This is a genomic window from Streptomyces sp. NPDC006602, from assembly GCF_042870385.1.
In the GTDB taxonomy this organism is placed as follows: Bacteria; Actinomycetota; Actinomycetes; order Streptomycetales; family Streptomycetaceae; genus Streptomyces.
This window is the reverse complement of record NZ_JBIAHG010000074.1, coordinates 1-13155: the sequence shown is the minus strand read 5'-3', so window position 1 is coordinate 13155 and position 13155 is coordinate 1. Positions and strand designations below refer to the sequence as shown.

Below are 13155 nucleotides of genomic sequence, written 5' to 3'. Positions count from 1 at the left end.
TAAAGATCAAAGCTGCGGGTCAGAGCACTGCGGTCCGCCCAGGGGGCGAATCGCAGCCCATTGCCCTGCTCCGCAGGAGCTTCGCTTCCTCCCCCCACCTAAAGGTGGGGGTATCCACGAAGGAGTCCCGATGACCACCGCCCTCGCCGACACCGAAGAGTTCCGCACCCTCCTGGAGGAGGAACTCGGCCTGCAGGTCCGGGCCGAGGACCTCGACCGCCCCCTGGACGACTTCCCCGACTGGGACTCGGTGCTGCTGCTGCGCCTGGTGACCGTCGCGGAGAACCGCGTCGGCCGGCCCATCCCGGTGGTCGACCTGCTGGAGACGAGGACGTTCCGGCAGATCTACGAGGTGGTGGTGGGCCGGTGACCACGCACCGGGCCGACCCCGCCCCCGTATCCGCCCAGTCCCGGGCCTGCCTGCACATCCACGCCCTGTTTCTCGACACGCAGCTGGACATCGTCCTCTCGCCCGGCCTCGGCAGGCGGATGCGGGCCGACTTCACCCGTCTCGTCACCGGCGGCGGGGACGGGCCGAAGGCCGGTGACGCGTCCGGTGTCCCGCAAGAGGCACGCGTCTTCGAAGAGAAGGGAACGGCCCGATGATCCCCGCGGCCGGCTTCGCCTGGCGGTCCGGCGGGCTGCCCCAGCGCACCAGGCTCCCGCTCGTCCTCCTGGGCGGCGTCACCGTCACGAAGGAGCAGTGGGCCCCGGTGCCCGCCCGAGCCGACCGGCTCGGCGCGGCCGCCGGCGTCACGGGACTGCCCGGCGTCGGCGAGAACACCCTCACCTACGGAACGGACAGCACACCCATGCTCACGCACCTCGTCGACCTGCTCGGCCGCGCCGCCGACGCCTCCCGCACGTGTGTCGGGGGCCTGGGCTTCGGCGGCCATCTGACTCCGCGTCACGCCCTGGAGGACCTTCGCGTCCGCGGACTGCCCACCGCGCCCGGGGCCCCGGTGCGCGACTTCCTCCGCCGTGCCGCGCACCGCACGCCGCTGCCCCGCCTGATGACGCTGACCCTGTCCCACGTGATACGGACGCCCATGGACCGGCTCCCGGCCGCCCTCCCGGGCGGGGGCGCCGACGAGGAGCGGCTCGCCCGGCCGCGTACGCCGGTCGCGTGCACGGCCTGTCGCGTCGACCCGGTGGCCCCGCTGTCCGGCGTCCGGTTGCCGGAGCGGACCGTGCCGCACCTGCGCCTGGTCGAGAACGCCGCCCTCGGCGCCCGGCCCGAGCAGGCCGCCGAGACCCGGCTGTGGCTGCTGTCGCAGGCGCTGCGCATGGCGGGCACGGCGAACGGTGTACGCCGGGCCGCCTCGGCCCGGGCCCGGGTGCTGCGCGCACGCCGCCGCTTTGCTCATACGGCGGCCGGAGCCCCGGCATGACCACCACGGCCGCGGTGTCCTGTCTCGTCCGGGCGCCTCGCGAGGACGCCCGGCTCAGGCTGTTCTGCTTCCATCACGCGGGCGGCGGCGCCTCGTTCTTCAGCTCCTGGGCCGGACGCCTGCCGTCGGATGTCGACGTCCTGCCGGTGCAGTTGCCGGGCCGCGAGGCACGCTACCGCGAGCCCCGCTTCCGGGATGCGGGCGAGGCCGTAGCGGCTCTCGGGCGCGAGCTGGGGCCCCGGCTGGACGAGGGGCCTTGGGCCGCCTACGGCCACAGCATGGGCGCGATGGTGGCCTTCGCGCTGGCGGCGGCCCGGCTGCGCGAGGGCGGCCGGCCTCCCGAGGCCTTGTTCCTCGGGGCGTACGCGGCCCCGCACGTGTCGCCGACGCTGCCGTCCCCCGACCGGTACGACGATCGTGAACTGGCCCGGCTGCTGGTGGGCTTCGGTGGTCTGAGTCCGCAGTTCCTCGGGCGGGACGACTGGCTGCGCGTGTTGCTGCCCGTCCTCCGCGACGACCTGCGGATCTGCGCGACCCACCGGGGGGCGGGACTGCCGGACCCGGACGCCGAAGGGGCCCGGCTGCCGTTCCACGTCGAGGCCTTCACGGGCGTCGACGACCCGCTCGTCGCCCCGGACGCCGTGCGGGCCTGGGAGCGGTACGTGCACAGCTTCCGCATGACGACCCTCCCCGGCGGTCACTTCTTCCCCCGCCAGGCGCCCGACACGTTCTTCGACCGGCTCAACCCTGCGCTGGCCCGGCTTCTCGCGTAATCGGGCGCACCACCTTCGGCACCCGGCTGATGCGCTGTCGGATCTCGTCGGCGTTCTTCTCGTAGCGCGTGCGCTGTTCCTGGACTCCCGGCATGACCCACAGCGGCCGTGACGAGGCGTCGGCGAAGCGGAGTCCGCGGGTGTGGGGCCGCACTCCGGTCAGGGTGAGCGCGAAGGGCTCCAGGTAGTCGATGTCGCCGTCAGAGGTGAGCCGGAAGGGCCGGTCGTGGCCCGGGTAGATGACGTCGGACACGGTCAGGACCCGCTCGATGCTGCGGGTGGCCTGGTCGGCGTCCCAGAAGACCAGGGGGTTGCGTTTGCTGCGGGCGACGTACGCGAAGTGCAGGGCGTCGCCGGTGATGGTGGCGCGCCCCCGCTCGGTCAGCACGACCACGCCGATGCTGCCGGGCGAGTGGCCGGGCAGGCCGATGACGTCCACGCCCGGGATGATCTCCTCCCCGTCGGTGATCTCGCGGACGGGGAGTTGTTCCAGGAGCAGTCCGGTCCAGGCGGGCGTGGCCCAGTCGTTGGCGTGCGGGGTGTGCGCGTAGCGGCGTTCGTCGGGGTGGAGGACGAGGGTGGCCTGCGGGAACAGGTCGATGTTCTGGACGTGGTCCCAGTGGGCGTGGGTGAGGACGACGGTGTCGATGTCCTCGGCGCCGAGGCCGTGAGCGGCGAGCGCGTTCCACAGGAAGGGACGGCGACCGACGTGGGCGGCGTCGACCAGGATGTTCCGGTTCCGTCCCGCGGCGTCCGGACCACGGACCAGGAACACCCCGCAGAAGGCGGGATAGCCCTGGTCGGTGTCGATGGCGAAGCCGGGCAGGAGGATGTCGATCGTCGGCATGGAGCTCCCTTGGTCCGTGGGCGGGGTGCCCGCTTTCACTGGTCCTGCAGGGCGGTACGGATCGCGTCGAGGCCGGCCGGGTTGACGAGTGTGGACAGGTCGCCGGGCGTCTCACCGGTGACGAGGCTGCGGATGAGCCGCCGCATCACCTTGCCGTTGCGGGTCCTGGGCAGTTCCGGCACGGCGACCACCCGGCCGGGCCGGAACGCGGCGCCGAGCGCGTCGGCCACCCGCGCGCGGATCCGCTCGGCCTCCGGTGCGCCGAAGGCCCGCCCGGCCACCGGGACCACGAAGCACCACAGCGCCTCGCCCTTGACGGGGTGCGGTATCCCGACCGCGGCCGCCTCGGCGACGGCGGGATCGCCGACGACGGCGTCCTCGGCCTCGGCGGGTCCGAGGCGTTTGCCGGCCACCTTGATGACGTCGTCGAGGCGGCCGTGGACGTACCACTCCTGGCCGGTCCGGGAGACGAGGTCACCGTGGGACCAGCGGCCCGGCCTGCGGCCGAAGTAGGTGTGGGCGAAGCGCTCCCGCGCCCGCCACAGTCCCTGGGTCATGCCCGGCCAGGAACGCCGTACGACCAGTTCGCCGACCTGTCCTTCGGGCGGCTCGGCGCCCTGGTCGTCCTCGATCGCCGCGTCGATGCCCAGGCAGGGCCCCGAGAAACCGCACGGCGACTGGGGCAGGGTGGGTGCGGAGGCGAGCAGGGATCCGCCGACCTCCGTGCCGCCGCAGATGTTGATGACCGGGCAGCGTTTGCCGCCGAAGTCGGCGAAGTACCAGCGCCATGCCTCTTCGGTCCACGGTTCGCCGGTGGAGGCGAGGACGCGCAGCCGGGACGGCGCGGCCGGGTGTTTCGGGTCGTGGCCCATCAGCATGCGGGACAGGCTGGGCGAGCTGCCGAAGACGGTGACCCGGTGGTCGTCGAGCAGCCGCCACAGCCGGGTGACGTCCGGCTGGTCGATCGCGCCCTCGTACGCCAGGACGCTCGCACCGGCGAGGGTGGCACCCACGGCGACGAGCGGGAACATGATCCAGCCGGGGTCGGTGACCCAGAAGGCCAGGTCGTGCGGGCGCAGATCGAGGTTGTACCGGGTCTCGCTGCCGACCTGGACCGGGAAGCCGCCGTGGGTGTGGATCGCGCCCTTGGGACGCCCGGTGGTGCCCGAGGTGTGCAGCAGGAGGAACGGGGCCTCGGCGGGGAGCGAGACGGTCGCGGCGGGCTCGGAGTCGGCGAGCCGGTGCCAGGTCGTCGTCGCGGGCGCCGGCAAGACGGTCGGCTCCTGCTGCGACGCCTCGACGGCCCGGGAGGGCCATGGCTGGGAGGAGGCCCATGGCTCGGAGGCGTCCCGTGGCACGCCCGCTTCCCCGGGGACGACGACGAGATGACGTACGCACGTGGCCTTCTCCAGTGCCGTACGGGCCACCGTCTCCATGTCGTGCCGGCGTCCGTGCCGAGTGGCGGCCGCCGCGGTGACCAGGACCCGGGCCCCGGCGTCGACGAGCCGTACGGCGATCGCCTCGGCGCCGAATCCGGAGAACAGGGGCACCAGCACGGCGCCGATGTGCGCGCAGGCGAAGAGCAGGACGAATGCCTCGGGGCCGGGCGGCAGGTACCCGGCCACCCGGTCGCCCTGAGCGACCCCGAGGGCGCGCAGTCCGCCCGCCACCCGGGCGCCGCGGGCGGCGACCTCGTCGTAGGTGAGGACCCCCTTCGTGCCGTCCTCGCGCTCCCAGCGCAGTGCGGGTGCCTGCCCGCGCCCCTGCCTCAGGTGGCGGTGGAGGCAGGAGTCCACGAGGTTGGTGCGTCCGTCCGGGAACCAGCGGGTGAAGGCGATGCCTCCGGTGTCGTCGTACACGCGCGTGGGCGGCGTGTGCCAGACGATGCCGATGTCCGGCACGGCCCGCTCCCAGAACCACTCGGGGTCGGCGGCGGACCTGGCCTGCAGAGCGCGGTAGTCGCCCTCTATGCCGTATCTGTGGCAGAAGGCCGCGATGTTGCCGTGTTCGGTGAACTCGGGCGTGGGATGCCAGACATAGGCGTTCATCGGGTGCCGCCCGGGTTCTCGATCAGTGCGGCGATGCCCTGGCCGCCGCCGATGCACAGGGCGATGACGGCCAACCGGCCGCCGGTTCGCCGCAGTTCGTGGGCAGCCTTGAGCAACAGGACAGCTCCCGTGGCGCCGATGGGATGGCCGAGGGCGATCGCCCCGCCGTTGGGGTTGACGCGGTCCGGGTCGAGCTTGAGTTCGTCCATGACGGCCAGCACCTGGGCCGCGAACGCCTCGTTGAGTTCGATCACGTCGATCGCGTCGAGGGTGAGGCCGTTGCGACGCAGCAGGCGGCGGATGGCCTCGGCCGGGGCGACGCCCATGATCTCCGGCTCCACCGCGGTGACGACCGCGTCGCGCAGCCAGCACAGTGGTGCGGCGCCAGGGGTGAGATCGGCCGAGCGCATCAGCAACACCGCCGCGGCACCGTCGTTGATGCCGGCGGAGTTCCCGGCGGTGATCGTGCCGTTCTGGGAGAACACGGGGGCCAGCCCGGCGAGCTTCTCCACCGTCGTGCCGGGCCGGGGGTGCTCGTCCCGCTCGACGACACCGCCCGGGGTGGCCACGGGCACGATCTGCTCGTCGAAGCGTCCCTCGCGCACGGCTACGGCGGCCCGGCGCTGGCTCTCGGCGGCCCACCGGTCCTGGCGCTGCCGCGAGATGGTGTACCGGTCCGCCACCACCTCGCCGGTCATGCCCATCGGATAGCACCCGAAGGGGTCGGTGACCAGGGAGATGGTGCCGTCGATGGTCGGTTGTCCCGGTATCTCGTCGGGGGCCCGTTCGCTGTAGTCGAGCAGCGGCTGACGGGTCATCGACTCGTTGCCGCCCGCCACGACCACGTCGGCCTCCCCGAGCGCGAGGCTCTGCGCGGCCGACCAGACGGCCTGCAGCCCGGACCCGCACAGCCGGTTGACGTTGTACGCGGTGGTCGTCACGGGCAGCCCGGCGGCAAGGGAGGCACGCCGGGCGTTGAACGCGTCGGGGCCCACCTGGCCCACGCAGCCGAGGACGACCTCGCTCACGGCACCGAGGCCCAGCCCGCCGCGGACGGCCGCCTCGCGGATCACGAGTGCGCCCAGCCGGTGCGCGGGAGACGAGCTCAGCGCGCCCTTGTACCGGCCGATCGGGGTACGCGCCCCGTGGACGACGGCGATGTCTACGGGCATGGGGGTCACTCCTTCGCTGAGGGCTCCGCGTCCGAGTCGGACGCGCTGGACGCAGTGGGCGCCTGGGGCGCAGGGGGCGCCTGGGGCGCAGGGGGCGCCTGGGGCGCAGGGGGTGCAGGGGGCGCAGGGGGCGCAGGGGGTGCAATGGGCACAGGGGACGCACCGGGCGTGGCGGACCCGCCGGGCGCGGTAGGCGCGGTAGGCGCGGTGGACCCGCCGGGCGCGGTGGACGCGCCGGCCGTCGCCGGGTGGGCGGCGAGCAGGGTGAGGGCGTCCCGGTCAGGGCGGATCAGGAGCGCCGAGAGCATGGCACCGGCGATCAGCAGGCAGGCGGCCAGGTCGAAGGCCCGACCGTAACCGACCGCTTCGGTGGGCGCCGCGTCGATGATGCGTCCGGTGACATAAGGGGCGAGCAGGCTGGAGAGAGCGGCGAGGGCGTACGACAGTCCGAGGGCGGCGCTGCGCCGGCCGGCCGGGCAGATGTCCGCGATCGCCGCGTTGGTCAGCGGGGTCTGTCCGTTGCCCGCGGAGAAGGCCACGACCAGCAGCGGCACCAGGAGAGCGGCGTGACCGGCCCGGGTCGCGAGCAGCAGAGACACGCCGGCGACAAGCGGCAGCAGCGCGCCGACCAGTCCCTGCGCGACCCGGGCGGACACCCCTCCTCGCAGCAGCCGGTGCGCGACGGCTCCCGCGGTCAGGACCAGGACGGCCATGGACAGGGCGGGCAGCCCGACGATCCCGCTGATCTCCGCGTCGCTGAAGCCCGCCTGCTCCTCCAGGAAGAGCGGCAGCCAGGCGAAGCCCAGGGAGAGCGTCCACATGACCGCGAAGGTGGCGAAGGTGGCCCCGAGCCACGTGCCCGTGGTGACGATGCGCCGGAAAGGGACGACGGGGCGCTGTCCTTCGGCGGTGACCGTCGCGATGCGCCCTGCCGACGGTTCGTCACCCGCCGGTCCGGGGCCCACCTGTACGGCGTACGGTCCCCCGCCGCCGATCCGCAGCCAGACCAGTGTCCACACCACCCCGGCCGCCCCGAGCAAGCCGAACGCGGCACGCCAGCCCAGCGTGTTGCTGACCACCACGACCAGCGGGGCGGCCAGGACGGTGCCGCCCGCGCCCCCCGCCACCACGACGGCCGAGGGCAGGGCCCGCCGCTTCTCCGGATACCAGGTGAAAGCGGTGTAGTTGGCCAGCGGGAAGCCCGGCCCCTCACCCGCACCGAGCACCACCCGGGTGGCGATGAGCGCCCCGAACCCTGTGGCGGGGAAGAGAATCGGTAGTTGCGCCGCCGCCCAGACCAGGGCGAGCACGGCGAGCAGGGGCCGGGGGCGGATGCGGTCGCCCAGGAAGCCGACCGAAACGGCCGAAAGGCTGAACAAGAGGTAGAAGCTGCTGGCGATGGTGCCGAACTCGGTGGCGGTCAGCCCAAGGTCTTCCTTGATGGGGCCCGCGGTCAGGCCGAGTACGGCCTTGTCGGCGGCGTTGACGACGATGAAGAGCGCCAGCACGGCCAGGACGGCGCGGGCCCGGCGGCGGGTGCCGTCCGCCGTGGCCGACCGGGTGTCCGCCTCGACGGTCATGCGCGGGCCGGACGGTCGTCGAGCCGGTCGAAGACCCGCCGGCGCAGGCCCGGTGCCGTGCCTTCCCGGAGGTGCTCGCCGGCCCCTTCGGCGGCGGTGAACACCGTCAGTTCCGTCTCGCAGCCCAGCCCGTCGTGCACGCGCCGCGGCTCACCGTGCCGCACGAACCAGCGCGCCCTGACACTCCTGGCCATGCCGGCCGCGTCGTCGAAGAGGAACTTCACCGGGACCCCCATCCCGAGGCGGAACGGAACAGGGCCGTTCCGTTCTGCGGCGGAACGTACACCCGGTCCGGACGGAACGCAACCGTTCCGTCCGGTGTTAACCTCGCGCAGTGGAATCGACCAGCCCTGACGACGTCGAGCGCAGGCCCACGGGCTCCGCGGTCCTGCGGGAGTCCGTGACCGAGACGATCAGGCGGGCGGTGTTCGAGGAGCTGGCCGAGACCGGATTCGCCCGGATGTCGATGGAGGCCGTGACCCGCCGGGCCCGCGTCGGCAAAGCGGCCCTCTACCGCCGCTGGCCCTCCAAGGAGGCGATGGTGGTGGAGCTGGTCTCCGAGGCGGCCGCCGCACACCTTCCCACGACGGCCGACTCCGGCTCCCTGCACGACGACGTCGAACGGTTCGTCCGGGACACCATGGCCGACCTGCGCCATCCGCTCGTCGGCCGGATCATCCCCGACCTGGTGGCCGAGTCGGCCCGTAACCCCTCGCTGAGCGCCGCGCTCCACGAGGCGGTCCTCGCCCCCCGGCGCGCCGCGGTGGCGGCACTGCTGCACCAGGCGATCGACCGCGGCGAGCTGCCGCCAGACATCGACATGGGCCTGGCCGTCGACCTGTTCGGCGCCCCGCTGTACTTCAGGATGCTCGCGGTCGGCGGCCCCACCGACGACGCCTACGTCGCCCACCTCACCCGCGCCGTCCTCGCGGCACTCGCCGCCGGCCGCTGAGCGACGGCCCTCCGCCACGACGCACTCGGCGCGTCACCGGGCGCGGGCACGAACAGGCCCGGCCTGCCGAGGAGGCCCCCCGAAGCAGTCGGCTTCGAGGTCAGCATCGAACCCGCCGACGCAGCCCGCCTGACACCGGTCCCGGGACCAGCACGGCCTCCCACCACGCCGGAGCAACGCTGCCCACACGATCCCGGATTCACACCTCAGCACACGAGGTCTTGGAACTGCTCCGCGGGAGCGAGGGCTCCGAGTCCGGGCGGACGAAGTGATCGGCTAGGCGTTCGGCGCCCTGGAGCCGGTTGTCGGGATCAAGCCGACGTGCGAGCCGACCAGCAGCTCAAGGGCCCCGACCGCGAGGTACTCCCGCAAGGCGGTCCACTGAGTCCTCCCTGCGAGGGAGGTGGATCGACGGTACGGATGATGAACCTGTTCGATACCAGTGACATCGTCAAGGAGTCGGTTCACCCCAACCCGCGGAGCTTCTGATGGCCAGCCAAAACTCATCGAGCGTCCCGGCCGCCCCGCCCCGATGGGCTGTCTGGGTGGCATGGGCGACGGTGCTCTGCACCGTGCCATCGTGTGTGTGGCGGCTGTCGCTGGGCTTCGGGGTCGATGTCGGCTTCACGGGCAGGCTCGGTGCGATGTACACCGGCACGGCGATCATGATCTATGTGCTTGTCCTGTCGGTGGCGTCGCAGGCCGCCGCCTGCCTGACGCTCGGCCTGGTGAAGCCATGGGGGGAGCGGGTACCGCGCTGGATTCCGTGGCTGGGCGGCCGACGCATCCCGCCGCTGGCGGTGATCATCCCCGCCTCGCTCGGTGCCCTCGCGGTCGTGGCGCTGTGCGCCGCGGTCACTCTCGCGTCCAAGGGGCCCTTGGGCAACCCTGACTTTCCGCACGGAACCGCCGGGGTGGTGATGGACGTCTGCTATGCGCCACTGCTGGCGTGGGGACCGCTCGTCGTGGTATTGACCGTCGCCTACGCCCGCCGCCGCGCCGGGCGCGTGGCGTAGATTCGGGTCCTGGGCCTCGGCCGCGAACCCCAACTCCGCTATCAATACATGGACTTGGCACTGTGGTAGCCGCGGTCGGGGTTGGCGTCGACGGCCTGCGGCGGCGCGTCGGGAACTGGTCCCACAGAGGTTCGAGCAGGCAAGATGGCAACGCGGGCCGGGCCGTCCTTCGTAATGACTGAGCGTAGAGCACTCATGATGATGTGGACCCGTGCCCGCGCTGGACCCACTTCGCCCCTCAGCCCTGTAGTGGCCGCCTATTGCCGGTCGGTCTTAGTTACAAGGAAGGGCTGCCGCCGACAGCCGGAGGCCGCCACACTGTGGGATGCAACTCTGACAAGTCACCAACGGGGGACGCATGCAAGACAGCGCTTCGATGAGAGGCGGCCGTGCGGATGGCGTGATGGAGGTGCTACTGGTCATTGCGCCCGACCCGGAACTGGACGCGGAGGCCGCCGAGCGGCCCGTGCGTCAGTTGCGGGCCGAGATCGCCGGGCTCGACGTCGACTCGGTCAGCCCCGGCCCCTCCGGCGCGGCTCCTGACGGCGCGAAGGGCACCGATCCACTCACGCTGGGGGCGATCGTCGTGGCGCTGAGCGCGTCCGGTGGGGTGTTCACCGCCCTCGTCGAGACCGTGCGTGACTGGCTCGGTCGGTCCTCTGCACGGCATCGCGTCTCGGTGACTATCGACGGCGACACGATCGAATTGGAGCGTGCATCCGACGCCGAGCGCCGGGACCTGGTCGCCGCGTACATCCGCCGCCACACGGGCAGTTAGCCGTGGGACGCCGACTCGCCCTGCTGATTGCCACGTACGAGTACCAGGACACCGCGCTGCGGCAGTTGACCGCCCCTGCGCATGACGCGGAGGCGCTCGCCGCGGTCCTGAAGGATCCCGACATCGCGGGGTTCGAGGTCACCACATTGATCAACGAGCCGCATCATCGGGTCGGCGAGGCCATCGGCGACTTCTACCGCGACCGGCGCCGCGATGACCTGACCCTGCTGTACTTCACCGGCCATGGCCTCAAGGACGATGACGGGCAGCTGTACCTGGCGATGACCAACACCCGCCGCGACAGCCTGCTGTTCACTGCGCTGCCCGCGGAGCAGATCGACCGGGCCATGTCCGGTTCAATGTCCCGGCAGAAGGTGCTGATCCTCGACTGCTGCTACAGCGGGGCGTTCCCGGCCGGGCGGATCACCAAGGCCGACACCGCGGTGCACGCGTTGGAGCGTTTCCAGGGCCGCGGCCGTACCGTGCTGACCGCTTCCGACGCCACCCAGTACTCCTTCGAGGGCAACCAGGTGCACGGCGAGGCTGCCCAGTCGGTGTTCACCCGCTATCTGGTGGCGGGTCTTCGCGACGGCAGCGCGGACCTCGACGGCGATGGCGACATCACCGTCGACGAGCTGTACAGCTATGTGCATGACCGGGTGGTGCAGGAGATGCCGCAGCAGCGGCCCAAGAAGCAGGACAACGTCGAAGGCCGCACCGTCGTCGCCAGGAACATCAATTGGGCGCTGCCGACCTACCTGCTCAATTCGATCGGCAGTCCGATCGCCACCGATCGGCTTGCCGCCCTGGACGGGCTCGCCCATCTGTACCGGATCGGCAACGACACCGTCCGTGGATGTGTCCGCGAGGAGATGCGGCGACTCGCCGACGACGACAGCCGACTCGTGTCGGCGGCGGCGACCGCGCAGTTGCAGTCCGTCCTTCCCCAGGTGAGGGAAACTCCCGGCGAGCCGACGCCCCATGCCGTGCCCGACGTGCCCGATCCCGTGGAGCGGACGAGCGAAGCGTCCGATCCTGGGATCGACGTGCCGGCACCCGCAGTCCAGGCGCCAACCGGCACTCCGTCCGGCCCGGCCGGGCCGCCGCACGCCCCCGCACCTGCCTCATGGCGTGGTATACGGCGCCGTACGATCGTGCTGGGCGGACTCGCCGCGGCCGTTGCCGGCGGTCCCCCACAGCAGTCATCATGCACGACTCCGACAAGAACGACAGTTCGACCAAGGCGAAGCAACAACCCGACCCGGTCACCTCGGTGCTGTTCAGGCCGCGCGGCAAGGACCTGGCCACCGCCAGCTATCTCGAGCCGGTCGTCCTGGTGTGGGATACGGCCACGGGTCGGCGATCCGCCACCGTCAACACCGGTGACCACAGCGGCGTCTTCTCGATGGCCTTCAGCCCGGACGGCAAGACCCTGGCCACCGCCAACGGGGACAACACGATCCAGCTCCTGGACATGGCCACTCGCCGCGCCACCAAAACGCTCACCGGCCACACCAGCGACCTCGCCACCGACGGGACCGGCGGTAGCGCAGCCTTGGCGGTAGCGTTCAGCCCGGACGGCAAGGCCCTCGCCAGCGGCGGCGTGGACGATACGGTCCGGTTGTGGAACGTCGCCACCGGCGGACGCACTGCCGTGATTACCGAACACACCGGCCACATCAACTCGGTGGCCTTCAGCCCGGACGGCAAGACCCTCGCCAGCGGCAGCGACGACAAAACCGTCGGCCTGTGGAGGGTGTCCGACGGCGGTCCCATCACCACGGTCACCGGCCTGGACGGCCCCGTCCAATCGGTGGTGTTCAGCCCGGACGGCGAGACATTGGCGATTGTCTCCAACGGCGATGTGACGTTGTGGGATGCAGCCACCGACCGCACCTCCAACGTCGGAGAATCCAGGGGCAGTGTCGTCGCGGTGGCCTTCAGTCCCGACGGCAAGACCCTGGCCATCGGTACCTACGGCGGGACAGTCATCTTGTTGGACTTCGCCACCACCCGCACCAGGGCCACCCTCCAGGGGCATACCCGCGAAGTAGTCGAGGTGGTGTTCAGCTCCGACGGGAAAACCCTGGCCACCGGTAGTTTGGACGGCACCGCCCGGCTGTGGGACCTCGCTACCAGCCGCACCACCTTCACGTTCCCCGGACCGACCCCCACTGCGTCGTGACGGGTGATCCCGATAGCGGGTCTGTACGGTCCCCTCTGCAGCAGGTGTCATTCCCTGATCGAGATCGCCGGTTGATACAGTCCACGGCTGCACTATGACGGGCAGGACCGAGAGTTCTACCGGCCGTGACCACTCGCGATGCGCCGTTGACGCGGAATGCTAACGATCAGCCGACGAAGACAGTGCTCACGAAGCCCGGATTCCGACGTTGCCGCAGGACGCAGTGCTCATGGATTCGCGGACGCTACACGCAAAGCACTGTAGGGGTTGGTGCGCAGACCTGCGCGGTGCCCTCCACTGGCTGGGAGCAACGTCCCGGTGAACCGCCCCGGGTTCGGTAGAGATCTCAGATTGTGGTTGTGACCTGGGGTTTCGTGGATTGCATGTAGTGGTTGGTCTCGTATTCGACGGGC

13 protein-coding genes and 2 pseudogenes are annotated in these 13155 nt (G+C 71.6%); 10 read left to right on the top strand and 5 right to left on the bottom strand.

Features of this window, described 5'->3' with window-relative positions; translation table 11 throughout:
- The first annotated feature begins 130 nt into the window (after positions 1-130).
- Genes ACFYO2_RS48850 through ACFYO2_RS48835 form a run of 4 tightly spaced genes read left to right on the top strand, consistent with a single transcriptional unit; the run spans position 131 to position 2164 of the window.
- On the top strand, positions 131-370 hold the full coding sequence (locus ACFYO2_RS48850; protein ID WP_388363800.1) for an acyl carrier protein: 240 nt from the start codon (positions 131-133) through the stop codon (positions 368-370).
- On the top strand, positions 367-606 hold the full coding sequence (locus tag ACFYO2_RS48845) for a hypothetical protein (protein ID WP_388363797.1): 240 nt from the start codon (positions 367-369) through the stop codon (positions 604-606). Before ACFYO2_RS48850 ends, ACFYO2_RS48845 begins: the two co-directional genes overlap by 4 nt.
- Entirely contained in the window at positions 603-1391 is a 789-nt protein-coding gene (locus ACFYO2_RS48840) for a hypothetical protein (RefSeq protein WP_388363794.1), read from the top strand. Before ACFYO2_RS48845 ends, ACFYO2_RS48840 begins: the two co-directional genes overlap by 4 nt.
- Positions 1388-2164, top strand: a complete 777-nt coding sequence (locus ACFYO2_RS48835; protein WP_388363791.1) for a thioesterase II family protein — start codon at positions 1388-1390, stop codon at positions 2162-2164. The genes ACFYO2_RS48840 and ACFYO2_RS48835 overlap by 4 nt, the downstream gene beginning before the upstream one ends.
- Here the strand turns inward: ACFYO2_RS48835 and ACFYO2_RS48830 are convergent.
- From ACFYO2_RS48830 to ACFYO2_RS48810, 5 genes are read right to left on the bottom strand one after another with little or no spacing between them, the layout of a single operon-like run.
- On the bottom strand, positions 2133-3011 hold the full coding sequence (locus tag ACFYO2_RS48830) for an MBL fold metallo-hydrolase (protein WP_388363788.1): 879 nt from the start codon (positions 3009-3011) through the stop codon (positions 2133-2135). The genes ACFYO2_RS48835 and ACFYO2_RS48830 overlap by 32 nt on opposite strands.
- Before the next feature lie 35 nt (positions 3012-3046).
- Positions 3047-5059 (bottom strand): AMP-binding protein, encoded by a 2013-nt coding sequence (locus tag ACFYO2_RS48825; RefSeq protein WP_388363787.1) that lies wholly within the window; start codon positions 5057-5059, stop codon positions 3047-3049.
- Positions 5056-6231, bottom strand: coding sequence for a thiolase family protein (locus ACFYO2_RS48820; protein ID WP_388363784.1), 1176 nt, complete (start codon positions 6229-6231; stop codon positions 5056-5058). Before ACFYO2_RS48820 ends, ACFYO2_RS48825 begins: the two co-directional genes overlap by 4 nt.
- Before the next feature lie 5 nt (positions 6232-6236).
- Complete coding sequence (locus ACFYO2_RS48815; RefSeq protein WP_388363781.1) at positions 6237-7811, bottom strand: MFS transporter; 1575 nt, start codon at positions 7809-7811, stop codon at positions 6237-6239.
- Complete coding sequence (locus ACFYO2_RS48810) at positions 7808-8035, bottom strand: hypothetical protein (RefSeq protein WP_388363779.1); 228 nt, start codon at positions 8033-8035, stop codon at positions 7808-7810. The genes ACFYO2_RS48815 and ACFYO2_RS48810 overlap by 4 nt, the downstream gene beginning before the upstream one ends.
- Positions 8036-8145: 110 nt before the next feature.
- Between ACFYO2_RS48810 and ACFYO2_RS48805 the strand changes: the two genes are divergently transcribed.
- From ACFYO2_RS48805 to ACFYO2_RS48780, 6 genes and pseudogenes are all read left to right on the top strand, one after another.
- Positions 8146-8763, top strand: a complete 618-nt coding sequence (locus tag ACFYO2_RS48805; protein ID WP_388363776.1) for a TetR/AcrR family transcriptional regulator — start codon at positions 8146-8148, stop codon at positions 8761-8763.
- Positions 8764-9335: 572 nt separating this feature from the next.
- On the top strand, positions 9336-9779 hold the full coding sequence (locus tag ACFYO2_RS48800; protein WP_388363773.1) for a hypothetical protein: 444 nt from the start codon (positions 9336-9338) through the stop codon (positions 9777-9779).
- Positions 9780-10182: 403 nt separating this feature from the next.
- A complete protein-coding gene (locus tag ACFYO2_RS48795) occupies positions 10183-10557 on the top strand; it encodes a hypothetical protein (RefSeq protein ID WP_388363770.1) in 375 nt (124 codons plus the stop codon).
- Positions 10558-10559: 2 nt separating this feature from the next.
- Positions 10560-11234, top strand: a pseudogene (locus ACFYO2_RS48790) (caspase domain-containing protein); the annotation flags it as partial.
- A gap of 179 nt (positions 11235-11413) precedes the next feature.
- Positions 11414-11986, top strand: a pseudogene (locus ACFYO2_RS48785) (WD40 repeat domain-containing protein); the annotation flags it as partial.
- Between the two features lie 45 nt (positions 11987-12031).
- On the top strand, positions 12032-12742 hold the full coding sequence (locus ACFYO2_RS48780; RefSeq protein ID WP_388363803.1) for a WD40 repeat domain-containing protein: 711 nt from the start codon (positions 12032-12034) through the stop codon (positions 12740-12742).
- Positions 12743-13155: the final 413 nt, after the last annotated feature.

Coding starts and splice junctions, on each gene's coding strand:
- ACFYO2_RS48830 (WP_388363788.1), bottom strand. CDS start 3,011: ATGCCGACGATCGACATCCTCCTGCCCGGCTTCGCCATCGACACCGAC.
- ACFYO2_RS48840 (WP_388363794.1), top strand. CDS start 603: ATGATCCCCGCGGCCGGCTTCGCCTGGCGGTCCGGCGGGCTGCCCCAG.
- ACFYO2_RS48815 (WP_388363781.1), bottom strand. CDS start 7,811: ATGACCGTCGAGGCGGACACCCGGTCGGCCACGGCGGACGGCACCCGC.
- ACFYO2_RS48835 (WP_388363791.1), top strand. CDS start 1,388: ATGACCACCACGGCCGCGGTGTCCTGTCTCGTCCGGGCGCCTCGCGAG.
- ACFYO2_RS48780 (WP_388363803.1), top strand. CDS start 12,032: ATGGCCACTCGCCGCGCCACCAAAACGCTCACCGGCCACACCAGCGAC.
- ACFYO2_RS48820 (WP_388363784.1), bottom strand. CDS start 6,231: ATGCCCGTAGACATCGCCGTCGTCCACGGGGCGCGTACCCCGATCGGC.
- ACFYO2_RS48850 (WP_388363800.1), top strand. CDS start 131: ATGACCACCGCCCTCGCCGACACCGAAGAGTTCCGCACCCTCCTGGAG.
- ACFYO2_RS48825 (WP_388363787.1), bottom strand. CDS start 5,059: ATGAACGCCTATGTCTGGCATCCCACGCCCGAGTTCACCGAACACGGC.
- ACFYO2_RS48795 (WP_388363770.1), top strand. CDS start 10,183: ATGGAGGTGCTACTGGTCATTGCGCCCGACCCGGAACTGGACGCGGAG.